Annotated in this window: 20 protein-coding genes; 11 read left to right on the forward strand and 9 right to left on the reverse strand. The window is 55.6% G+C overall.

Going from position 1 to position 21,328, the window contains the following annotated elements; translation table 11 throughout:
* Positions 1–11: 11 nt before the first annotated feature.
* Positions 12–785: a zinc transporter ZupT gene (gene zupT / locus NL510_RS04415; protein ID WP_253381930.1), complete on the reverse strand. Its 774-nt coding sequence runs from the start codon at positions 783–785 to the stop codon at positions 12–14.
* Positions 786–915: 130 nt separating this feature from the next.
* Between zupT and ygiD the strand changes: the two genes are divergently transcribed.
* Positions 916–1,704, forward strand: a complete 789-nt coding sequence (gene ygiD, locus NL510_RS04420; protein ID WP_253381932.1) for a 4,5-DOPA-extradiol-dioxygenase — start codon at positions 916–918, stop codon at positions 1,702–1,704.
* Positions 1,705–1,741: 37 nt separating this feature from the next.
* On the opposite strand, the gene NL510_RS04425 is transcribed toward ygiD, so the two are convergent.
* The 3 genes from NL510_RS04425 to tolC all read right to left on the reverse strand — a co-directional run bounded on the left by NL510_RS04425 (position 1,742) and on the right by tolC (position 5,210).
* A complete protein-coding gene (locus NL510_RS04425; protein ID WP_253381934.1) occupies positions 1,742–2,902 on the reverse strand; it encodes a glutathionylspermidine synthase family protein in 1,161 nt (386 codons plus the stop codon).
* Between the two features lie 2 nt (positions 2,903–2,904).
* Complete coding sequence (locus NL510_RS04430; RefSeq protein ID WP_253381936.1) at positions 2,905–3,570, reverse strand: DUF1190 family protein; 666 nt, start codon at positions 3,568–3,570, stop codon at positions 2,905–2,907.
* 155 nt (positions 3,571–3,725) lie between these two features.
* Positions 3,726–5,210 carry an outer membrane channel protein TolC gene (gene tolC / locus NL510_RS04435; protein ID WP_253381938.1) on the reverse strand — a complete coding sequence of 495 codons (1,485 nt, stop codon included), beginning with the start codon at positions 5,208–5,210 and terminating at the stop codon, positions 3,726–3,728.
* Between the two features lie 203 nt (positions 5,211–5,413).
* On the opposite strand from tolC, the gene nudF reads away from it, so the two are divergent.
* From nudF to parE, 5 genes are read left to right on the forward strand one after another with little or no spacing between them, the layout of a single operon-like run.
* Positions 5,414–6,046: an ADP-ribose diphosphatase gene (gene nudF, locus NL510_RS04440; protein WP_253381940.1), complete on the forward strand. Its 633-nt coding sequence runs from the start codon at positions 5,414–5,416 to the stop codon at positions 6,044–6,046.
* Positions 6,043–6,465: a DUF1249 family protein gene (locus NL510_RS04445; protein WP_181620826.1), complete on the forward strand. Its 423-nt coding sequence runs from the start codon at positions 6,043–6,045 to the stop codon at positions 6,463–6,465. Before nudF ends, NL510_RS04445 begins: the two co-directional genes overlap by 4 nt.
* A gap of 27 nt (positions 6,466–6,492) precedes the next feature.
* On the forward strand, positions 6,493–7,320 hold the full coding sequence (gene cpdA, locus NL510_RS04450; RefSeq protein ID WP_253381942.1) for a 3',5'-cyclic-AMP phosphodiesterase: 828 nt from the start codon (positions 6,493–6,495) through the stop codon (positions 7,318–7,320).
* Positions 7,320–7,901 carry an esterase YqiA gene (gene yqiA, locus NL510_RS04455; RefSeq protein ID WP_253381944.1) on the forward strand — a complete coding sequence of 194 codons (582 nt, stop codon included), beginning with the start codon at positions 7,320–7,322 and terminating at the stop codon, positions 7,899–7,901. Before cpdA ends, yqiA begins: the two co-directional genes overlap by 1 nt.
* Before the next feature lie 28 nt (positions 7,902–7,929).
* A complete protein-coding gene (gene parE, locus NL510_RS04460) occupies positions 7,930–9,822 on the forward strand; it encodes a DNA topoisomerase IV subunit B (RefSeq protein WP_253381946.1) in 1,893 nt (630 codons plus the stop codon).
* A 39-nt stretch (positions 9,823–9,861) separates the two neighbouring features.
* On the opposite strand, the gene NL510_RS04465 is transcribed toward parE, so the two are convergent.
* Positions 9,862–10,701 (reverse strand): helix-turn-helix transcriptional regulator, encoded by an 840-nt coding sequence (locus tag NL510_RS04465; RefSeq protein ID WP_253381948.1) that lies wholly within the window; start codon positions 10,699–10,701, stop codon positions 9,862–9,864.
* 166 nt (positions 10,702–10,867) lie between these two features.
* Here NL510_RS04465 and NL510_RS04470 point away from each other — a divergent pair, with 166 nt between their 5' ends.
* From NL510_RS04470 to NL510_RS04480, 3 genes are read left to right on the forward strand one after another with little or no spacing between them, the layout of a single operon-like run.
* Positions 10,868–12,682, forward strand: coding sequence for a DUF2264 domain-containing protein (locus NL510_RS04470; RefSeq protein WP_253381950.1), 1,815 nt, complete (start codon positions 10,868–10,870; stop codon positions 12,680–12,682).
* Between the two features lie 32 nt (positions 12,683–12,714).
* On the forward strand, positions 12,715–13,980 hold the full coding sequence (locus tag NL510_RS04475) for an oligosaccharide MFS transporter (protein ID WP_253381952.1): 1,266 nt from the start codon (positions 12,715–12,717) through the stop codon (positions 13,978–13,980).
* 26 nt (positions 13,981–14,006) lie between these two features.
* Positions 14,007–15,194, forward strand: a complete 1,188-nt coding sequence (locus tag NL510_RS04480; RefSeq protein ID WP_253381954.1) for a glycoside hydrolase family 88 protein — start codon at positions 14,007–14,009, stop codon at positions 15,192–15,194.
* An 86-nt stretch (positions 15,195–15,280) separates the two neighbouring features.
* On the opposite strand, the gene NL510_RS04485 is transcribed toward NL510_RS04480, so the two are convergent.
* From NL510_RS04485 to qseB, 4 genes are all read right to left on the reverse strand, one after another.
* Positions 15,281–15,595: a putative quinol monooxygenase gene (locus tag NL510_RS04485; RefSeq protein WP_253381956.1), complete on the reverse strand. Its 315-nt coding sequence runs from the start codon at positions 15,593–15,595 to the stop codon at positions 15,281–15,283.
* Positions 15,596–15,624: 29 nt separating this feature from the next.
* Positions 15,625–16,206 carry an NAD(P)H-dependent oxidoreductase gene (locus NL510_RS04490; protein ID WP_253381958.1) on the reverse strand — a complete coding sequence of 194 codons (582 nt, stop codon included), beginning with the start codon at positions 16,204–16,206 and terminating at the stop codon, positions 15,625–15,627.
* A gap of 103 nt (positions 16,207–16,309) precedes the next feature.
* The gene (gene qseC, locus NL510_RS04495) at positions 16,310–17,662 is read right to left on the reverse strand and encodes a quorum sensing histidine kinase QseC (protein ID WP_253381960.1); all 1,353 of its coding nucleotides are present in this window, start codon (positions 17,660–17,662) and stop codon (positions 16,310–16,312) included.
* The gene (gene qseB, locus NL510_RS04500; RefSeq protein WP_253381962.1) at positions 17,659–18,318 is read right to left on the reverse strand and encodes a quorum sensing response regulator transcription factor QseB; all 660 of its coding nucleotides are present in this window, start codon (positions 18,316–18,318) and stop codon (positions 17,659–17,661) included. The genes qseC and qseB overlap by 4 nt, the downstream gene beginning before the upstream one ends.
* A gap of 139 nt (positions 18,319–18,457) precedes the next feature.
* Here qseB and NL510_RS04505 point away from each other — a divergent pair, with 139 nt between their 5' ends.
* Entirely contained in the window at positions 18,458–18,865 is a 408-nt protein-coding gene (locus tag NL510_RS04505) for a YgiW/YdeI family stress tolerance OB fold protein (RefSeq protein ID WP_253381964.1), read from the forward strand.
* A 118-nt stretch (positions 18,866–18,983) separates the two neighbouring features.
* On the forward strand, positions 18,984–21,242 hold the full coding sequence (gene parC, locus NL510_RS04510; RefSeq protein WP_253381966.1) for a DNA topoisomerase IV subunit A: 2,259 nt from the start codon (positions 18,984–18,986) through the stop codon (positions 21,240–21,242).
* The last annotated feature ends 86 nt before the right edge of the window (positions 21,243–21,328 follow it).

The following is a 21,328-nucleotide window of genomic DNA, read 5'->3' on the forward strand; positions in this document are numbered from 1 at the left end:
CCCGGCGTTTTCTATCCTATCCCCGCCGCTTGCAGCAGAACCAGACTTAACCCCATCACCGACATTCCGCACAAAACGCCGTAGCTTGGGTTGTTGTTTGGATCGATCTCTTTCGCCAGAGGCATTAGTTCATCCACGGATAGCGCAATCATTATTCCCGCTACCGCTGCCATAATGGCGGCCATCACCACCGGTGAAATCAGGCTCCCCAAAATTAGCCAGGCCAGTACGCCGCCCAGAATTTCGGCCAGCCCGGAAATACCGGCCCATAACACAGCGGTACGTTTTGAGCCCGTCGCTGCATACACCGGTCCGGCAACGGCCAGTCCTTCAGGAATATTGTGCAAGGCGACCGCAAGGGCGATACCGATGCCCATCTCCAGGTTACTGCTGGCGGTGACGTAGGTGGCGACGCCTTCCGGGAAATTATGCAGGCTGATGCCCAGGGTGAGCAAAATAGCGGTACGCTTGATGTTATGCGGCATGGGCGCGCCATCTTTTTGCATCAAGTCCTGCGGGTGCGCGTGAGGTAACAGGCGGTCAAGGGCAAAGTATCCCAGCAGGCCCAGCACAAACATGCCATATCCCAGCACCGGCGACATACCTTCCGTGTCCAGCGCGGCGGGCAGCATCTCCATCAGGGAGATAAGCAGCATGATCCCGGCAGCAAAGCCTAATGAAAAAGCCAGCACGCGGTTAGACGGCTTCTGGCCGATAACGCCGAGGATGGCACCGATAAAGGTGGCAGCGCCTGCAAGTAGTGTCAGAATCAAAGGGACTGACATTTATCTCTCCTTAAACTGTTCCTGATATTCAAATTTCCTGATGATGATCGTCATGCTTATCAGCGTTCATCCTGACCAGATTGCGCGTAAGGTAGCACCATCAATTGACACCGTCTGCAAGGATATCATCATGACTTCTTCCCGTATGCCAGCACTGTTTTTGGGACATGGTAGCCCTATTAACGTTCTGGAGGATAATGTCTATACCCGCGCCTGGCGTCATCTTGGCGAGACGTTACCGCGTCCGAAAGCCATTGTGGTGGTCTCTGCCCACTGGTTCACTCGGGGTACCGGCGTTACCGCCATGGAAGCGCCAAAAACCATTCATGATTTTGGCGGTTTTCCGCAGGCGCTGTATGACACGCATTATCCGGCGCCAGGCTCACCTGAACTGGCGCAGCAACTGGTGGACCTTCTTGCGCCGGTTTCGGTCACCCTGGATAAAGAAGCATGGGGTTTTGACCACGGTTCGTGGGGCGTGTTGATTAAAATGTACCCGGAAGCCGATGTGCCGCTGGTACAGTTGAGCATCGACAGCACTAAGCCTCCCGCCTGGCACATGGAGATAGGCCGCAAGCTGGCGACGTTACGCGACCAGGGCATCATGCTGGTGGCCAGCGGCAACGTGGTGCACAACCTGCGTACGGCGCGCTGGCACGGTGAAAACACGCCATACCCGTGGGCGACCGCGTTTAATGAGTACGTCAAAGAGAACCTGACCTGGCAAGGCCCGGTTGAGCAACACCCGCTGGTCAACTACAGGGATAGCGAAGGCGCTTCACTCTCTAACCCGACGCCGGAGCATTATCTACCGCTGCTGTATGTTTTAGGGGCATGGGACGGCCATGAACCAGTGACGATACCTGCTGATGGCATTGAGATGGGCAGTTTGAGTATGTTGTCGGTGCAGGTGGGGTAATTAAAGCAAAACGGCAACCGGGCTGCCGTTTTGCGTATTACTCCACAAAAATATGCGGATAGAAGCGAGACAAATCCTGAGTGATCAGCGCGCGATCTTCGCGGATGCCAATCCCGGCGGGCTGATCGTTAATCAGCCAACTGCCAATCAGCGTATAGCTGTCACCAAATTTAGGCAGTTGATAAAACGCCTGGACGATCATCCCTTCTTCACCGTATGGCCCTTCGACCGCTTCCAGCGTTTGGCCGTTTTCGATAATCGACACATTCGCCCCTTCGCGGGAGAAGATCGGCTTAACGACGTATTTCTCCATCTGCGGATGATCGTCTTCAGCAAAATACGCTGCCAGCAGATTGGGGTGATTGGGGAACATCTCCCACAGCATCGGTAACAGCGCTTTGTTGGAGATAATGCTCTTCCAGGCCGGTTCCAGCCAGCGAACGCCAGCATCTTCGAGCTTGGTGGAGAACATCTCACGCAGCATGTATTCCCACGGGTAGAGCTTGAACAGGTTACTTATCACCTGATCCTGCGTGTCAGTAAACTGGCCTTTTTCCCCCAGACCGATGTCTTCGATATAGAGGAATTCAGTCGCCACTTCTGCTTCGGCCGCACAATCCTGCAAGTACTGAACCGTACCGCGATCTTCTTCCGTATCGCGGCAGCAGGCAAGGTGCAGCAGGTTGAAGCCGTGCTGTTCGCGCAGTTCAGCGAAGCGCTCAATAAGCTTTTCCTGCATGCTGTTGAACTGATCGCTGTCTGCAGGCAGATTCCCGGCGCTGGCCTGATCTTCCAGCCAGATCCACTGGAAAAACGCGGCTTCGTACAGCGAGGTTGGCGTGTCTGCGTTGTTCTCTAAAAGCTTAGGCTCACCCACGCCGTCCCACGCCAGATCGAGGCGAGAGTAAAGCGATGGCTGACGTGTTTTCCACGACTGACGGACAAAGTTCCAGGTGTGCTTAGGGATACGGAATTTGGTCAGCAGCTCATCGCTGTCGATAACCTTGTCCACCACCTTCAGGCACATCTGGTGAAGCTCTGCGGTCACCTCTTCCAGTTTATCCACCTGGGCGAGCGTGAGTTTGTAATAAGCATCTTCACACCAGTACGGTTCGCCGTAAAGGGTGTGGAAGTTAAAGCCGTATTCGGTCGCTTTTTCGCGCCAGTCCGGGCGCTCAACAATACTGACTCGTTCCATGTTCAGCCGCCCATTGAGCGGGTTGAGGAACCGGTCGCGCTGCGCTGCATTGTGTTTTGTTTCGCGACAGATTCACCGAAACCACCGCGGGTCACGGTGCTGGTGGTCGCCGGTTTTGGCGCCATCGCCGTTTTGGGTACGGTCGCAGTACGGCCTGGCGTCGCGGCACCGTAGTTTTTGCCGCTGGCATCGGTGTATTTACCGTACGCCGGGCTATTTGGGTTTTTAGAGCTGAACAGCGGCTGCTGCTGATAGCCTGCGCCACCGCTCATCATCCGGCCCATCATGTAACCCGCCATCAGCGGCATCCAGAAGCTGCCGCTGGACTGCGCCTGGGCCTGATTTTCCGGCGCCATACCCGCCTGAGCAGGCGTCTGCTGGCACTGGCCTTCGCCAAATTCCGCTACGCAGTCTTCGCGTGAGGCGTATTTCGGCGCGGTACGTTCCGCTTCCTTGAGGGCGTTGTTATACGCCGTGGTACATTCTGCGCTTTTACCGGTTGCGGCCGAACAATCGTCCGCGTTTTGATACATCGAGACCGTTTCGTCGCTTTGCTCACAGCCCGCCAGCATAAAAACAGCGGTGATCGCCAGCGCGACAGGGGTGAGATGACGCGCGTTCCAGCTTTTGCGGAACGAAGCGTGATTGATTGTTTTTGTCCGTTTCATCGTTGTCTTCCAGGACCCAGTGGTAATAACGCTCAGGATAGAGGATGAGTGGTTGAAAATGAAGCGAAGAGGGGGATTCAGAGGGATCTTTACGTAGGCTTACGTTTGGATGTGATAGGGATTCCCTCTCCCGCAGGAGAGGGAGGAAGACAAGCTTACTGGCGGAATGGATTATTGCCGCTGCTGGCCGGTGCGCTGGTACGAGCCGTGGCTGGCTGTGCAGCGGGAGAAGGGCTATTGCCGTTGAAATTATCGACGGCGGCAGCCTGCTGCGGGTTCTCCGGAGCAACGTTCTCTGGCGAAGTCGAAACCGCTTTACCCAGGGCGTTATTCAGTGACAGCAGGTCCTGCTCGTTTAACGTCCCCAGCGCCTGCTTGATATTCAACTGGTTGATCAGGTACTGGTAACGTGCGCTGGAGAGCTGTTGCTTCGCGTTGTAAAGCGTGGTGGTCGCGTCTAACACGTCAACGATAGTACGGGTACCGACGGAGTAGCCCGCTTCCATCGCGTCCAGTGAACTTTGTGCAGAGACAACGGCCTGTTTATAAGCGTTGATGCTGCTGATAGAGGCGTTCACGTTGTTGAAGGATGAACGAACGGTCTGCACTACGTTGCGGTGCGCGCTTTCTAGTTGCTCGCTGGCACCAACAAAGTTGTACTGCGCCTGTTTCACCTGGGAGTTAACCATTCCGCCCTGGTACAGCGGCAGAGAGAAATTCAGGCCGACTTTATTCTGGCCCTGGTTGCTGTCGTCGAACTGTGAGTTGGCGCCGCTCGTTTTAGACCCGCTGTAAGTGGTGTCAGACACGCCGGTAGAGGCGCTGAGGCTCAGGGTTGGCAGGTGGCCATCCTGTGCCTGACGGATCTGCTCGCGAGCCAGATCCTGCGTCAGACGCGCCTGCAGCAAGGCCAGGTTACGGTTTTCCGCCTCTTTCAACAGGGCATTTACTGCCTGAGGTTTGTCGGTTTTGAAATTGTCGACGTTCAGGGAAGCCAGCTCAGGGTAGTAGTTACCGGTGACCTGACGCAGTGATTCCACGGCGTTGTCGAGGGTGTTACGCGCGCTGACTTCGTTGGCCAGTACGCTATCGTACTGTGAGCGGGCGTTCTGCACGTCGGTGATCGCGACCAGACCGACGTTGAAACGCTGGGTCGTTTGATCTAACTGACGGTAAATGGCCTGTTTCTGCGCTTCGGTATAGGAAAGCGCATCAATTGCGCTCAGGACATTGAAGTAAGCGGTCGCGGTGTTCAGAATAAGTGATTGCTGGTCTGTTTGATATGTCACATCCTGGATGCCTGCACTCTTTTCCTGTAGGGTCAGAGTACGCCATTTAGACATATCGAACAGGGTCTGTGTGAGCTGCAATGATGCGCTGGTGACATTCGAGTTAACACCGTTTGAGTCGCGAAAACCGTTGCTGTAGGTGTAATCTGCACCTAAACCCAACTGTGGAAGCAGTGGGCTACGCGCTTCGTTAATCTTTTCAAACGCAGCATCACGATCGGCCGCTGATTTACGTAAATCAGGGTTGCCCAGACGTGCCTGCTGGTAGACCTGTAACAGGTTCTCTGCCTGGCTCATTGCACTGAAGCCCGTCAGGCTCAGGCCGATAAGGATGGGGAGCAATTTCTTCATTTGCATTCCTTGTTGTGAAGCAGTATTAGCGCTGATCTAATTAAAAATAATTGCCGATTCTAACAGAATCATCCACACCAAAAGGTTGGCGTTACGTGCCATCTGGCGGTAATTTGCACCAATCTACCATATAGCCTTGCAAACGGCAGCCAAACAGCCTTGAAAATGACAACTTCATCACCATTGCTACCAGGATTCGATTCATGAATAAAACAGACAAGTTGCCAGTGACTTTCACCAAAAACGATGTAGAAATTATTGCACGAGAAACGCTATATAGCGGATTTTTTTCAATGGATCTTTACCGTTTCAGGCATCGCTTGTTTAACGGCGAGATGAGCGGTGAAGTCAGACGCGAAATTTTTGAGCGCGGGCATGCGGCAGTCTTGCTACCCTTTGACCCAGTGCGCGATGAAGTCGTGCTGGTGGAGCAGATCCGCATTGCCGCTTATGACGTAAGCGTTAGCCCGTGGTTACTGGAGATGGTCGCCGGGATTATCGAAGAGGGTGAGTCGGTCGAAGACGTTGCCCGCCGCGAGGCGCTGGAAGAGGCGGGTCTTGTGGTTGGCCGTACGAAGCCGGTGCTGAGTTATCTGGCAAGCCCGGGCGGCACCAGCGAGCGCTTGTCTGTAATGGTGGGTGAAGTGGACGCCACGACGGCGGAAGGGATCCACGGTCTGGCAGATGAAAACGAAGATATTCGGGTTCATGTGGTGAGTCGGGAGCAGGCTTACCAGTGGGTAGAAGAGGGGTTAATCGACAACGCAGCGTCCGTCATCGCCCTGCAATGGCTGCAACTGCATCATCAGACATTACGACATGAGTGGAAAAAATGAAGCGTTATACACCTGACTTCCCAGAAATGATGCGCCTGTGCGAAACCAATTTCGCGCAGTTGCGCCGCCTGTTGCCGCGAAACGACGCACCCGGCGAAACGGTGAGCTATCAGGTGAGCAACGCGCAGTACCGGATAACCATCACTGAATCAACACGATACACCACGCTTGTGGAGATTGAGCAAACGGCGCCCAGCATTAGCTACTGGAGCCTGCCGTCAATGACGGTACGCCTCTATCACGACGCGATGGTCGCTGAAGTGTGTTCGAGCCAGCAGATCTTTCGCTTCAAAGCACGGTATGATTACCCGAATAAAAAGTTGCATCAACGCGACGAAAAGCATCAAATTAACCAGTTTTTAGCCGACTGGCTAAGGTATTGTTTAGCACATGGAGCAATGGCGATTCCGGTTTGTTAGCGTCATAAACCTACCTAAGGACACCATTTGGAAAGCCTGTTGAACCTGACTGTTGCTGGTGGGGCGCCAGTCAGGATATTGCAAATCACCGATACTCACCTTTTTGCCGAAAAGCATGAGACTTTGCTGGGTGTGAACACCTGGGAGAGCTATCAGGCTGTACTGAATGCGATCCACGCCGAAGGTCGCCGCTGCGATCTGATTGTCGCCACGGGCGATCTGGCGCAGGATCAGTCCGGGGCGGCTTATCAGCATTTTGCTGAAGGTATCGCGAGCTTTAGCGCGCCTTGCGTCTGGTTGCCGGGCAATCACGACTTTCAGCCAGCCATGTACAGCTCGCTCCATGACGCGGGGATCTCGCCGGCGAAGTGTGTATTGGCCGGTGAACAGTGGCAGCTCCTGTTACTCGACAGCCAGGTATTTGGCGTTCCACACGGTGAGCTTAGCGAATTCCAGCTCGACTGGCTGGAGGCGAAACTGGCTGCAGAGCCGACGCGCAACACCCTGCTGTTGCTTCACCATCATCCGCTGCCCGCAGGCTGTAGCTGGCTCGATCAACATAGCCTGCGCAATTCTGCGGCGCTGGACAGAGTGCTGATCAGGTTCCCCCGGGTGAATAACCTGCTGTGCGGGCATATCCATCAGGAGCAAGATCTCGACTGGAATGGTCGCCGACTGCTGGCGACGCCGTCGACCTGCGTTCAGTTTAAGCCGCACTGTGCCAGCTTTACGCTTGATACCATCTCGCCGGGCTGGCGCTGGCTGGAACTGCATGCCGATGGCACGCTGACCACGGAAGTGTGCCGGTTGTCTGGCACACAATTCCGCCCGGATACCGCTTCAGAAGGTTATTAATGTCCACGCTCCTTTATCTGCATGGGTTTAACAGCTCGCCGCGTTCCGCCAAAGCGACACAGTTTCGCCAGTGGCTAAGCGAGCAGCATCCCCATGTTGAAATGATTATACCGCAATTGCCCCCCTATCCGGCTGATGCCGCAGAGATGCTGGAGTCGCTGGTGCTGGAACACGGCGGCGGATCCTTCGGGGTGATTGGCTCTTCGCTGGGCGGCTATTACGCCACCTGGCTTTCGCAATGCTTTATGTTGCCTGCGGTTGTTGTTAATCCGGCGGTCCGGCCATTTGAGCTGTTGAGGGACTTTCTCGGGCAGAACGAGAACCCCTACACCGGGCAACAATATGTGCTAGAGTCACGCCATATTTACGATCTCAAAGTTATGCAGGTTGACCCGCTTGAAGCGCCGGATCTTATCTGGCTGCTGCAACAAACGGGTGATGAAGTGCTGGATTACCGCCAGGCAGCGGCGTACTACGCATCCTGCCGTCAGACGCTAGAAGAGGGCGGAAACCATGCTTTCACGAACTTTGAGGATCATTTCACCCAGATTGTCGATTTCCTTGGACTGCACAGCCTCTGACAATCAATGCGAATTGCTAGTTTAAACCATGACGCAAACCTATAACGCTGATTCCATTGAGGTACTGACCGGGCTAGAGCCGGTTCGCCGCCGCCCTGGGATGTACACCGATACAACGCGCCCGAACCATCTGGGCCAGGAAGTTATTGATAACAGTGTGGACGAAGCGCTGGCGGGGCACGCCAAACGCATCGATGTCATTCTGCACGCCGACCAGTCGCTGGAAGTGATCGACGACGGACGCGGTATGCCTGTCGATATCCACCCGGAAGAGGGGGTACCGGCCGTTGAGCTGATCCTCTGTCGTTTGCACGCGGGCGGCAAGTTTTCCAACAAAAACTACCAGTTCTCCGGCGGCCTGCATGGCGTAGGGATTTCGGTGGTGAATGCGCTGTCAAAACGGGTGGAAGTCACCGTGCGTCGCGACGCGCAGGTGTATACCATCGCGTTTGAAAATGGCGAGAAAGTGCAGGATCTGCAGGTTGTCGGCACGTGCGCTAAACGCAACACCGGCACCAGCGTTCACTTTTGGCCGGACGAAAGCTTCTTCGACAGCCCACGTTTTTCCGTGACTCGCTTAACGCACGTTCTGAAAGCCAAAGCGGTGCTGTGCCCTGGGGTTGAAATCACCTTCAAAGATGAAGTCAATAACAGCGAACAGCGCTGGTGCTACCAGGATGGGCTGAATGATTACCTCGCCGAGGCGGTCAACGGCCTGCCGACGCTGCCGGAAAAGCCGTTCCTTGGCAATTTCACTGGCGATACCGAAGCGGTTGACTGGGCGCTGCTCTGGCTGCCGGAAGGCGGCGAACTGCTGACCGAAAGCTACGTCAACCTGATCCCGACCATGCTTGGCGGTACGCACGTCAACGGCCTGCGTCAGGGGCTGCTGGATGCGATGCGTGAATTCTGCGAATACCGCAATATTCTGCCGCGCGGGGTGAAGCTGTCGGCGGAAGATATCTGGGACCGCTGCGCCTACGTGCTCTCCGTCAAGATGCAGGATCCGCAGTTTGCCGGCCAGACCAAAGAACGTCTCTCTTCACGCCAGTGTGCGGCTTTCGTGTCTGGCGTAGTCAAAGATGCCTTTACCCTGTGGCTAAACCAGAACGTTCAGGCGGCAGAGATGCTGGCTGAAATGGCTATCTCCAGCGCCCAGCGTCGTCTGCGCGCGGCGAAAAAAGTGGTGCGTAAAAAGCTCACCAGCGGCCCTGCGCTGCCGGGCAAGCTGGCGGACTGTACCGCCCAGGATCTTAACCGTACCGAGCTGTTCCTGGTTGAAGGAGACTCGGCGGGTGGGTCGGCCAAGCAGGCGCGCGACCGTGAATATCAGGCGATCATGCCGCTCAAGGGTAAGATCCTCAATACCTGGGAGGTCTCGTCTGACGAAGTGCTGGCCTCGCAGGAGGTGCATGATATCTCGGTGGCGATCGGCATCGATCCGGACAGTGACGATCTGAGCCAGCTGCGTTACGGCAAGATCTGCATTCTCGCGGATGCGGACTCCGATGGTCTGCACATCGCGACCCTGCTGTGCGCGCTGTTCGTGAAGCATTTCCGCACGCTGGTGAAGAACGGCCACGTTCACGTCGCGCTGCCGCCGCTCTACCGTATCGACCTCGGTAAAGAAGTTTACTATGCGCTGACGGAAGAAGAGAAAGCGGGCGTACTGGAACAGCTTAAGCGTAAAAAGGGCAAACCAAACGTTCAGCGTTTTAAAGGCCTGGGCGAGATGAACCCGCTCCAGCTGCGTGAAACGACGCTGGATCCGAATACCCGTCGTCTGGTACAGCTGACGATCAGCGATGAAGACGAGCAGCAAACCAACGCCATGATGGATATGCTGCTTGCCAAAAAACGTTCGGAAGACCGACGTAACTGGCTGCAGGAGAAAGGCGACATGGCAGATATTGAGGCTTAATGATCTTCCCCCTCGCCTCTTCCCATCGGGGAGAGGCGTTCAGGCCGCACGGTGGTTTTTCCGGTACTGTAACGGCGTCTCCCCAATGCCTTTTTTAAACGCGCTAATAAACCACGTTACGTCAGAAAACCCTGTCCGTGCGGCAATCTCTCGCACGCTAGCATCCGAGTGAAGCAAACACTCACACGCTTTGCGCAGGCGTAACGTATTCAGGTAGTCATGAATTTTCTCGCCCGTTTCCGCGCGAAATTTTCGCGATACATAGCTGCGGGATTTGCCCAATTCTGCGGCCAGCGCGTCCAGGCGGAACTTCTTCTGAAAATGCTCGTCCAGCCAGAACATCACCTGGCTGGCGATCCCCTGGCTGCTGCCCGGCGCACCAGCGTTATCATCCGGCATCATAGAAAACAGGCTAATCAGCAGCCCGGCGATGCGCTCGCCGCTAAGGGGAGGGTGATAGCAGCTCAACAGATGATCGATATGCTGATGGCAGTGCGCTAAATCTGCGACCCACGCTTCGCCGCCGTGGCGCGAAAGACGCTGCAACCGCTGCTGAGTGTGCGGAAAGTCGCGCAAATTTTTCAGCACGGCGTGGTGATCGAGATGAATAATCGTGCGCCGGTAAATGGCCTCTGCCTGCGCGTCCACCATTACCTTGTGCAGGGTAAACGGCGGGAAGAAAAACAGCCGTCCGGGACGCATGGTGTAGTGACGATTGTCTACAATCGCCACGCCAAAGCCCTCTTCCACATAGAGAATTTCCAGACACTGATGCCAGTGGTGATAACGCACAGTATTGGCGAACAGGCGGCTGAACGACACCAGGGTATCGTTTAAGGTAATCAACTCCAGGCGATCGGATGTCGGTGCGTCACGCATAGTGCAATAAAACTCAACTTTTCCCCGTCTGAATGTCTTTATAAACCACCTTTTTAAATTTTCTAAACTGCAGGTTTATTCATCGTTCTTAGCTGTGACATGGCTAACATTTCTGCCCTGTAAGGATTCACTATGCTTTGCCGCAGTTGATTACGAGGGCAAACCGATGTGGGCGGCAAACAAAGAAAAATCAAATCCGTTGTCTTCACGCCAGGATGTGGTGGCGTATGTAAAAGCAATGCTGGGCGCGCTGGATAAGCAATTCCCGCCGGACAGCTCAGGTTTTTCGCTGGGCGACACATGCGCGCATTACGCGACAGAGATTGCCAGGATGGAAGGGCTCTCCCGCGCGTTATGGGGGCTGTTTCCGCTGATGGCATCCGGCGAGTCTGAGCCGTTCAGCGAGAAATACCTTGCGGCGATCAAGCTCGGTACCGATCCACAAAGCCCAGGCTACTGGGGGCAGACCGGGCCTTATGACCAGCGTCTGGTGGAGATGGCGGCCTTCGGTCTGGGACTTTCCCTGCTGCAGGATAAGCTCACCGCGCATTTTAGCGAACCTGAACTGAACAACCTGCACGCCTGGCTAAACCAAATTACCGACGCGCAGATGCCGGACAGTAACTGGAATTACTTTGCGATTATGGTCCAGCTTGGTTTCAGGCGCGCCGGAATGGCATATGATCAGGCGGCAATTGACCGCCGTTTTGCGCTGATGGACGCCTACTACCTTGGCGACGGTTGGTATTCCGATGGCCCGGGTCGGCCAAAAGACTATTACATCTCCATGGCGTTCCACTTCTACGGCCTGATCTATGCGACTCTGAGCGGCGATGAGGCGAGGGCAAACATTCTGCGTGAACGTTCGCGCCTGTTCGCGGAAGACTTCATCTACTGGTCAGCCGCCGATGGCGCATCGGTGCCGTTTGGCCGCAGCCTGACCTACCGTTTTGCGATGGTCGCCTTCTGGAGCGCGGTGGCCTATTCCGGGCTGGAGGTGTTCACGCCGGGGATCGTGAAGGGTATTGTTTTGCGCCATCTGCGCTGGTGGCAGCAGCAGCCGATGACCGATCGCGATGGCATTCTAACGCTCGGGTTTGCCTGTCCGAACCTCGCGATGTGCGAAGACTATAACTCTCCCGGCTCGCCGTACTGGGCGCTGAAAACCTATCTGATTTTGGCGTTGCCAGAAGCACACCCGTTCTGGCAGGCACAAGAGCAGCCCCTGCCCGCCCTGAGTGAAAAACGCACGCTTCCCCATGCGCAGCAGATCCTGATGCATGCGCAGGGGTCGCGGCACGTCACAATGCTCACCGCCGGACAGCTTGAGCTGAATAACTATGTCAATACCGAGGCTAAATATACCAAATTTGCCTATTCCAGCCGCTTCGGTTTCACCATTGAACGCGGGCGCTTTGGCCTGCAGCATGCGGCCTGTGACTCGATGCTGTTGTTGGCGGATGGCGATGCGTATTTCCGCGGTCGCCGCGCGTGCGAGGAGGTACGGGTAGATGAAAATTACCTCTACTCACGCTGGTCGCCATGGCACGACGTGCATATTGAGAGCTGGCAAATTCCGTTCGGTGAGTGGCACCTGCGCCTGCACCGTATCAACAGCGCGCGCCAGCTGCAAACGGCAGAAGGCGGGTTTGCGGTGATGAAAACAGAACATCAGATCCGCGAGAGAGGCTGCTATCTTCAGGCAGAGAACGGTTTTAGCACGATTATTGACCTCTCACCCGCTATTTTGCGTAGACCGGGCAGCATCGTCACGCCGCCAAACAGCAGCATTATGTTCCCGGAGTGTGCCTCTGTTCCGCTGCTAAAAACCGATATTACGCCAGGGGAGAGCTGGCTGTGTTGCGCAGTCCTGGCCGGCGAGAAACAGCCGGCAGGGGTTACGCCGCAACTGAATATTAGCCATAACCGGGTCGTTATCCGCGAACCTGGAGGCGAACGTCAACTGGCGTTCACTTTATAAAAAAACGGGCCCTACACGTTGGCGAGGATGCGATGAAAAGTACATCTACAACAAACAGAACTGAGTATTACAAAATAAGCAGTTTTATTTTTCTCTACTTTTTTACCTGGTCTGCCAGTATTGGGTTACTGGCGATTTGGCTCGGTCAAAAGGCGAATCTAAGCGGTTCGGTTATCGGTACCGTATTTGCCGTGAACGGCGTTTTCTCCGTTATTCTTAAACCGATCTACGGCTATATTCTCGATAAGATCGGCATGAGTAAATACCTGCTCTACTTTGTGGTCGTGATGTCGGCCCTGATGGCGCCGTTCTTTATTTATGTTTATCAGCCGCTGTTAATGTCTAACACGATGCTGGGCATTATTGTCGGTGCGCTCTATTTAAGCTTTGCCTGGTATGCGGGCGTGGCGGCGTGTGAGTCCTACTCCGACCGCTTTAGTCGCTTAAACGGCATGGAGTTTGGGCAAATCCGCATGTGGGGATCGCTTGGCTGGGCGGTGGCATCATCGTTTTCCGGCCTGCTGTTTAATCTCTCTGCGGCATATAACTTTATTATGGGCAGCGTAGCCTCAGTGGTGATGCTGATTGTACTGCTTAGCCTGAAAGTAAACACTAACTCCGCTACCGCTGGCGAAGTCCTTACCAAAGAAAAAATCGCGCCGTCAGACGTCTATGCCCTGCTGCGTAACCGTAAATTCTGGGCGTTCTGCCTGTACGTCGCGGGCGTGGCATGGATGATGTTTATCGCCGAACAGCAGTTCTCGCGCTATTTCGTCACCTTCTTTGATGATATCCACGAAGGCAACGCGGTATTTGGTTATCTGGGCACGGTGCAGTCGGGAATGGAATTTGTCATGTATATGGTGATCCCACTGTTCGTAAACTTTATTGGTGCCAAGCGTGGGCTATTAATTGTCGGCCTGGTGGTCGGTGCGCGTCTGATTATTTCCGGCATGAGCGATTCGCATCTGTTAATTTCCATTCTTAAGCCGCTGTACGGACTGGAAATTTGTTTGCTGCTAGTGTCGGTCTTTAAATATATCGCCGAGCATTTCGATAAGCGTGTCAACGCCACCATGTATCTGCTGGGCTATCAGGCCATGCTGTATATCGGCAATGTTGTGGTCTCTTCGCCTGCCGGATATATGTATGACCGCATTGGCTTTGAGCACACCTATATCATTATGGGCGCGACGGCGCTGACCTTTACGCTGATCTCTGCCTTTACGTTATCCGCCTGCCAGAGCAAATGGCGCGGATCCCGTACGCTGAACGTAGCAGAACCCACTTCACGATAATTACGCCGTCAAAGAAGGAACCGAAAATGTTAAGTCGTATCAACGCCGAACTCCTGCCAGCGATGCCTGAACCCGTGGAACCACGCGTGTTTAGCGATGAAATGCATACTGCGCGCCGCCACGTCCTTGAATTAATCAGCCGTCATCTGACGGCGTTCGGTGAGCAATTTCCGGCAGAAACCTGCAAAGAGGGTTATTACCCGCTGACCGACAACGTGGAGTGGACGACCAGCTTTTGGACCGGCCAACTGTGGCTGGCGTGGGAGATGAGCGGGGAGGCGAAATTTCGCACGATGGCCGAGAACAACGTGCGCTCATTTGGTCTGCGTATTGCCGGGCGCAATGACACCAACACCCACGATTTAGGCTTCCTCTACACGCTCTCCTGCGTGGCGGCATGGCGACTGACCGGCAACCGTGAGGCGCGCGGTTTTTCGCTGCTGGCGGCAGAAGCGCTGCTGGAGCGCTTCCACGAAAAGGCGAAAATCATTCAGGCATGGGGCGATCTGGCCGACCCGGAACAGGCCGGGCGGATGATAATCGACTGCAACATGAATTTACCGCTGCTCTACTGGGCGACGGAACAAACCGGCGATCCACGTTTTGCCGATGCCGCAAAAGCGCACGTGATGCAGGCGGCAACGTATCTTATTCGTGACGATGCCTCAACCTTCCACACCTACTATATGGACGTGGAAACCGGCGCGCCGCGCTACGGCAATACCCAGCAAGGCTATGCCAACGACTCCTGCTGGTCGCGCGGCCAGGCGTGGGGGATTTATGGCTTCCTGCTGAGCTATATCTACACCGGCGATGAAACGATGATCGCCCTGTCAAAGCGGCTGGCGAACTACTTCCTCAACCGCCTGCCGTCGGATTATGTCTGCCACTGGGACCTGGCGCTGGTGGGAACGGATGCACTACGCGACTCCTCCTCGGCGGCGATTGCGGTATGCGGGCTGCTGGAGCTGGTGAAACACCTGCCGGCGACTGACCCGGATCGCGAACGTTATCTCGAATGGGCGAAAGGGATAATGTCGTCGCTGACGAAGCACTACCTGATGGGCAAAGAGGAGAAGGGGAGCGGGCTGCTGAAGCACTCTGTTTACCATCTGGCGAGCAATAAAGGGGTGGATGAGTGTGCGAGCTGGGGAGATTATTTCTACGTTGAGGCGCTGGTGCGCTTTACGCAGAGCTGGAAGCTGTACTGGTAACCGTTAAAACAAAGCCCGGTGGCACTGGCGCTTACCGGGCTTTGGGTGAAATTGGCAGGTGGTGCCTGGCGGCAACAATCGTTGCCTTAAACCCCTTGCTCCAGAATGCGGATATGGGTTTCCAGCACGTTACCTTTCACCGCGTCACTCCACGCTTTCATGTGCGCAGTCTGCAGATGCGCTTCAAGATGCGCGACGGTTTCCCACTGCTCAACCATGATGATTGAATCTGGCGCGCTAGCCTGGAAGCTTGCGTGGGTGGCGGCATCCACCATCGGCGCGTAGCCATGACAACCTTCTTCTGCAAGTACGGCCGGGATAATTTTCGCGAATTGATCCAGCACCGTCTGGCGGTGATGTTGGCCTGGACGCGTACGAATTTCAGCAATTACGGTAAGCATGATCATTTCTCCTGATGACAGGCTTCCAGTTAAGCAAAAATCTCGCCGAGATGCTTGCGATATTCTGCGATATAGCGCGGGACATCCGGCATTTTAATTACGTCGTTGACAATAAAGGTGGGCAGCGGATCCATCCCCAGGAACTGGTTGGCTTTGTGGAACGGCAGGTACGCGCCGTCTACACCCACCCCTTCAAAGAACTGCTCTTTGTCGGTGAAGGCTTCCATTGGCGCATTCCAGGTCAGGGAGAGCATATATTTTTTACCCTGAATCAGGCCGCCAGAACCGTATTTTTTGCCAGCGTCAGAGCGGGTACGGCCGTCGCTGGCATAGAGCGAGCCGTGGCCTTCGGTGAACACGTCATCCATATATTTTTTTACGGTCCACGGAGCGCCCATCCACCAGCCTGGCATCTGCCAGATAACCACGTCAGCCCACAGGAAATTCTGCACTTGCGTTTTGACATCGTAATCGCCGTCCGCGCGCACCACCTTAACATCATGCCCGGCGTCGCGCAGGAAGCCGTCCGCGATTTCAGTCAGGGTGTCGTTAAGTTGACCTTTAGAGTGCGCAAACTCTTTCGCGCCGTTGATAATCAGAATGTTGCTCATTATAGCGTCCTCGATGATGAGAGTATGACGAGCATTCTACGCGCGAGACCGGGGCGGTTAAATAAGCAAAATGTGTAAAGTCTTTTGCGCAGGAAGCAATAATCTACCCCCAACGGATACCCACTTCGAAACCGCCCGCAGAGGCATTTCCCAGTGATACGCCCATGCCGTGCAGGGCTGCAATGCGCTTCACGATGGATAACCCCAGGCCGCTGCCCGTGGCATCCTGTCCCGGCGGGCGATAAAAACGCTCACCTACGCGCGCCAGGGCGGCGGGTGAAATTCCGGGGCCATTATCGCGCACGGTTATACTGCGGGCGTCCAGCGTGACGTCCACAACGCTGCCGGGCGGGCTGTAGCGAATGGCGTTATCCAGCACATTACGCACCATCAGGCTCAGGAGTAGCTGTTGGCCCGCGCGTTGCGCCTGCGGCGCATTGATCTTCAGACGAATATCGACACCCGCCTGCTGAGCCGGATGCCAGATATCCATCACCGCTGACTGCAGTAAATCGGCCATGACGATTGGCTCGACATCGTCCAGGTTATCCAGCGAATCCAGACGGGAAAGGGTAAGGAGTTGATCCACCAACCGGGATGCACGGTCGATACCGGTGTGCAGTTGTGCCAACGCTTTCGCCTGCGCCTGCGGATCATCCAGATAAAGTTGCGCTACATCGGTCTGGACCTTAAGAGCCGCCAGCGGGCTACGCAGCTCATGAGCGGCATCGGAGGTAAAGCGACGCTCGCGGGTCATCATCTCCTGGGTGCGTATAAACAGGTGGTTCAGAGAGTCGAGTAGCGGACGCACTTCCGGCGGGACTCCCTGGGTTGAAAGGGCGTCGGTGGCGTCCGGGGAACGCGCGCGCAAGGTTTGCGCCAGCTTTTTCAGCGGCTTTAGCTCTCTGCCCAAAAGCAGGATCAGCAACAACAGCATTACGGGCAGTGCCACCAGCCATGGCGTGAGCTGCGAGGCAACCACATCCATCGCCATCTCCTGACGGTATTCCCACTCCTGGCCGACCACTATGCGGTAGTTACCCTCTGGAGAGGTCAGCCATAAAAACCGCCACTCGTCGTTGTCGCCCAGCAACCGCCCGTTCTCAAATCCGTCACGACGATAATGCCAGGGAATGTCGCGCCCGTTTTCGCCATCGTTGAGCAGCATCTTGCCGTCGGCGGAGTAAATGGCAAAGGCCAGCGCATCGTCGTCAAAATGACCATGTTTCGCTTTTTTCGGCACCGTTTTCATCCGCGCTGGCGCGTGGATTTCGTCGAGATCCATGGTCATTAGCCGTTTGGCGAACAGCATCTGCTGGGTATCAAACAGCTTATCGAGCTTGTCGGTGGTCTGTTGCCAGGCGACGATGCTTGCGGCAAACCACGCCGCCAGGGACAGCGCTAAAAAAAGCAGCGTCAAGCGCAGCTTCAGGCTCAGGCGTTGAGACAGTTTCATGCGTCTCCCAGGGCATAACCGATGCCGTGTACGGTACGGATAAACGCGCTGCCGAGCTTGCGGCGCAGGTGATGCACATGGACTTCCACGGCGTTGCTGGAGACGTCGTCGTCCCAGTTGTAGAGCTTTTCCTCAATAAGCTTACGGGGAAGCACGCGCCCGGCGTTGCGCAGGAGGAGTTCAAGCAGCGCAAATTCTTTGGGTTTCAGCGTCAGCGTTTCGCCTTCGAGCGTCGCAATCCGGCTCGCCGGGTCGAGCGTCACCTTGCCGTGACGTAGCTCGCTGCGTGTCTGTCCATGACTGCGGCGCACCAGCGCTTCGAGCCTTGCGGCAACTTCAATTAGCGCAAAAGGTTTGCACAGATAATCATCCGCCCCCAGACGCAGTCCCTCAACGCGCTGATTCAGGGCGTCGCGCGCGGTCAGGATCAGCACTGGCTCGCTGTGGTCGCTCTCGCGCCAGGCGCGCAGGATCTCCAGCCCGTCAATGCCCGGCAGCGTCAGGTCCAGCACGATGGCATCGTAGGGCGCGGTGTACAGCGCGGCCTGCCCGGTTTTGCCGTCGCTAAACCAGTCGACGTTAAACCCCATTTTGCTTAACCCCGCTTTGATGCCATCGCCGATTAACTTGTCGTCTTCTACCAGTAAAATGCGCATGTTCCCTCCTTGATGCCGCCAGTAAACCCCTGGCTGAAGCATGCTGTACAGTAAAAATAAATAAATTTTCGCCTTAAGAAGTTGTTAAGGTCTACCCTGTTTAATGGATGTTGAAACGACATTAAAGGGAGAGATTAAGATGAAAAAATTCGCTGCTATTGCTGCCATCATGATGATGACCACCGCCCCGGTATTTGCTGCCCAGGGGGGATTCAGCGGCCCATCGGCAACCGCAACCCCGGCGCAAAGCCAAACCCAGCAGGGCGGTTTTGTCGATAACAACGCCAACCTGACGACGGCGGCAAAAGTAAAAGAGTTGAAAGACGACAGCTGGGTCAAGCTGCGCGGTAACATTACCGAGCGCCTGTCCGATGACCGTTATACCTTCCGCGATGAGACCGGTACGGTAGTGGTTGAGATTGACAACAAGCGCTGGAATGGCATTACCGTGACGCCGCAGGACAAAGTGGAACTGCAGGGTAAGGTCGATAAAGACTGGAACGAATTTGAAATCGACGTGAAACAGGTTATTAAGCTGAACAAATAACCCACAAAGGGCCGATTATCCGGCCCTTTTTCTTTGTGACTCAACTCGTCAGATAGGGTAGTATCTGCGGCAATATTGCCTGAAACCCATCGGTTTCTGAGTTGAGGAATCACACGTAATGAGCGATATGGCAGAGCGCCTCGCGCTACATGAATTCACGGAAAATGCCTACCTGAACTACTCCATGTACGTCATCATGGACAGGGCGTTGCCGTTTATCGGAGATGGCCTGAAGCCCGTTCAGCGCCGCATCGTCTATGCGATGTCCGAGCTGGGGCTGAGCGCCAGCGCCAAGTTTAAGAAATCCGCCCGTACCGTCGGTGACGTACTGGGTAAATACCATCCGCATGGCGACAGCGCCTGTTATGAAGCGATGGTGCTGATGGCGCAGCCGTTCTCATACCGTTACCCGCTGGTTGACGGACAGGGGAACTGGGGGGCGCCGGACGATCCGAAATCCTTCGCGGCGATGCGTTATACCGAATCCCGGTTGTCCAAATATGCCGAAGTGCTGCTGGGCGAGCTGGGTCAGGGGACCGTTGACTGGGTGCCAAACTTCGACGGCACGATGCAGGAGCCGAAAATGCTGCCTGCGCGTCTGCCGAACATCCTGCTGAATGGCACGACCGGTATAGCCGTCGGCATGGCGACGGACATTCCCCCGCATAACCTGCGAGAAGTGGCGAAAGCCGCCATCACCCTGATAGAACAGCCGAAAACCTCTCTTGATGCGCTGCTGGATATCGTTCAGGGGCCGGACTACCCGACGGAAGCTGAGATCATCACCTCGCGCGCGGAAATCCGCAAAATCTACCAGAACGGTCGCGGCTCCGTGCGTATGCGCGCGGTATGGACCAAAGAAGACGGTGCGGTGGTGATCACCGCGCTGCCGCATCAGGTATCCGGCGCGAAGGTGCTGGAGCAGATAGCCTCTCAGATGCGCAATAAAAAGCTGCCGATGGTCGACGACCTGCGCGACGAATCTGACCACGAGAACCCGACTCGTCTGGTTATCGTGCCGCGCTCCAACCGCGTGGATATGGAACAGGTAATGAACCACCTGTTTGCTACCACCGATCTGGAAAAAAGTTACCGCGTTAACCTGAATATGATTGGTCTGGACGGACGCCCGGCGGTGAAAAACCTGCTGGAGATCCTCACCGAATGGCTGACCTTCCGCCGCGATACGGTGCGTCGTCGTTTAAACCATCGTCTGGAAAAAGTGCTTAAGCGCCTGCATATCCTTGAAGGCTTGCTGGTGGCGTTCCTTAACATCGACGAAGTGATTGAAATCATTCGTACCGAGGACGAACCGAAGCCCGCGTTGATGTCGCGCTTTGGCATTAGCGAAACCCAGGCCGAAGCCATTCTCGAGCTGAAGCTGCGCCACCTCGCCAAACTGGAAGAGATGAAAATTCGCGGCGAGCAGGACGCGCTGGAAAAAGAGCGCGACCAGCTGCAGGCTATCCTGGCGTCCGAACGCAAGATGAACAACCTGCTGAAGAAAGAGCTGCAGGCGGATGCCGAAGCCTTTGGCGACGATCGTCGTTCTCCGCTGCACGAGCGTGAAGAAGCGAAGGCGATGAACGAGCATGACATGCAGCCTTCAGAGCCAGTGACGATTGTACTGTCGCAGAGCGGTTGGGTGCGCAGCGCCAAAGGGCACGATATCGACGCCCCGGGGCTGAGCTACAAAGCAGGCGACAGCTTCAAAGCCGCGGTGAAAGGGAAGAGCAACCAGCCGGTGGCGTTCATCGACTCCACGGGCCGCAGCTATGCCATCGACCCGATCACCCTGCCTTCCGCTCGTGGGCAGGGCGAACCGCTGACCGGCAAGCTGACGCTGCCGCCGGGCGCCACGGTTGACCATATGCTGATGGAAGCCGATGAACAGAAGCTGCTGATGGCCTCTGACGCCGGTTATGGATTCATCTGTACCTTTAACGATCTGGTATCGCGAAACCGCGCGGGTAAAGCGTTGATCAGCCTGCCGGACAACGCCCACGTGATGGCGCCGCAGGTGATTGAAAACGACAGCGATATGCTGCTGGCGATCACCACCGCCGGGCGTATGTTGATGTTCCCGGTCAGCGACCTGCCGCAACTGTCGAAGGGGAAAGGTAATAAGATCATTAACATTCCGTCAGCGGAAGCGGCGAAAGGGGAAGATGGCCTGGCGCATCTCTTCATTCTGCCGCCACAAAGTACGCTGACCCTGCACGTCGGCAAGCGTAAAATCAAACTCCGTCCGGAAGAGTTGCAGAAGGTCGTGGGTGAGCGCGGACGCCGTGGCTCGCTGATGCGCGGCCTGCAGCGTATTGACCGCGTGGAGATCGATTCTCCTGCTCGAAGCCGCGCGGGCGACAGCGAAGAGTAAGCACGTTCTCCCCCTCTTTTCTGAGGGGGATTTCAGTAAAATTTCCCGTAAAAACGTTGTTAATTCATGCGTTGCGATTAACAATA

Origin of the sequence: unidentified bacterial endosymbiont, from assembly GCF_918797525.1 — a bacterium.
GTDB lineage: Bacteria > Pseudomonadota > Gammaproteobacteria > Enterobacterales > Enterobacteriaceae > Enterobacter.

Bases quoted from the DNA above. Each gene is read 5' to 3' on its own strand.
- zupT (WP_253381930.1), bottom strand. From the start codon at position 785: ATGTCAGTCCCTTTGATTCTGACACTACTTGCAGGCGCTGCCACCTTT.
- ygiD (WP_253381932.1), top strand. From the start codon at position 916: ATGACTTCTTCCCGTATGCCAGCACTGTTTTTGGGACATGGTAGCCCT.
- NL510_RS04425 (WP_253381934.1), bottom strand. From the start codon at position 2,902: ATGGAACGAGTCAGTATTGTTGAGCGCCCGGACTGGCGCGAAAAAGCG.
- NL510_RS04430 (WP_253381936.1), bottom strand. From the start codon at position 3,570: ATGAAACGGACAAAAACAATCAATCACGCTTCGTTCCGCAAAAGCTGG.
- tolC (WP_253381938.1), bottom strand. From the start codon at position 5,210: ATGAAGAAATTGCTCCCCATCCTTATCGGCCTGAGCCTGACGGGCTTC.
- nudF (WP_253381940.1), top strand. From the start codon at position 5,414: ATGAATAAAACAGACAAGTTGCCAGTGACTTTCACCAAAAACGATGTA.
- NL510_RS04445 (WP_181620826.1), top strand. From the start codon at position 6,043: ATGAAGCGTTATACACCTGACTTCCCAGAAATGATGCGCCTGTGCGAA.
- yqiA (WP_253381944.1), top strand. From the start codon at position 7,320: ATGTCCACGCTCCTTTATCTGCATGGGTTTAACAGCTCGCCGCGTTCC.
- parE (WP_253381946.1), top strand. From the start codon at position 7,930: ATGACGCAAACCTATAACGCTGATTCCATTGAGGTACTGACCGGGCTA.
- NL510_RS04465 (WP_253381948.1), bottom strand. From the start codon at position 10,701: ATGCGTGACGCACCGACATCCGATCGCCTGGAGTTGATTACCTTAAAC.
- NL510_RS04470 (WP_253381950.1), top strand. From the start codon at position 10,868: ATGTGGGCGGCAAACAAAGAAAAATCAAATCCGTTGTCTTCACGCCAG.
- NL510_RS04475 (WP_253381952.1), top strand. From the start codon at position 12,715: ATGAAAAGTACATCTACAACAAACAGAACTGAGTATTACAAAATAAGC.
- NL510_RS04480 (WP_253381954.1), top strand. From the start codon at position 14,007: ATGTTAAGTCGTATCAACGCCGAACTCCTGCCAGCGATGCCTGAACCC.
- NL510_RS04485 (WP_253381956.1), bottom strand. From the start codon at position 15,595: ATGCTTACCGTAATTGCTGAAATTCGTACGCGTCCAGGCCAACATCAC.
- NL510_RS04490 (WP_253381958.1), bottom strand. From the start codon at position 16,206: ATGAGCAACATTCTGATTATCAACGGCGCGAAAGAGTTTGCGCACTCT.
- qseC (WP_253381960.1), bottom strand. From the start codon at position 17,662: ATGAAACTGTCTCAACGCCTGAGCCTGAAGCTGCGCTTGACGCTGCTT.
- qseB (WP_253381962.1), bottom strand. From the start codon at position 18,318: ATGCGCATTTTACTGGTAGAAGACGACAAGTTAATCGGCGATGGCATC.
- NL510_RS04505 (WP_253381964.1), top strand. From the start codon at position 18,458: ATGAAAAAATTCGCTGCTATTGCTGCCATCATGATGATGACCACCGCC.
- parC (WP_253381966.1), top strand. From the start codon at position 18,984: ATGAGCGATATGGCAGAGCGCCTCGCGCTACATGAATTCACGGAAAAT.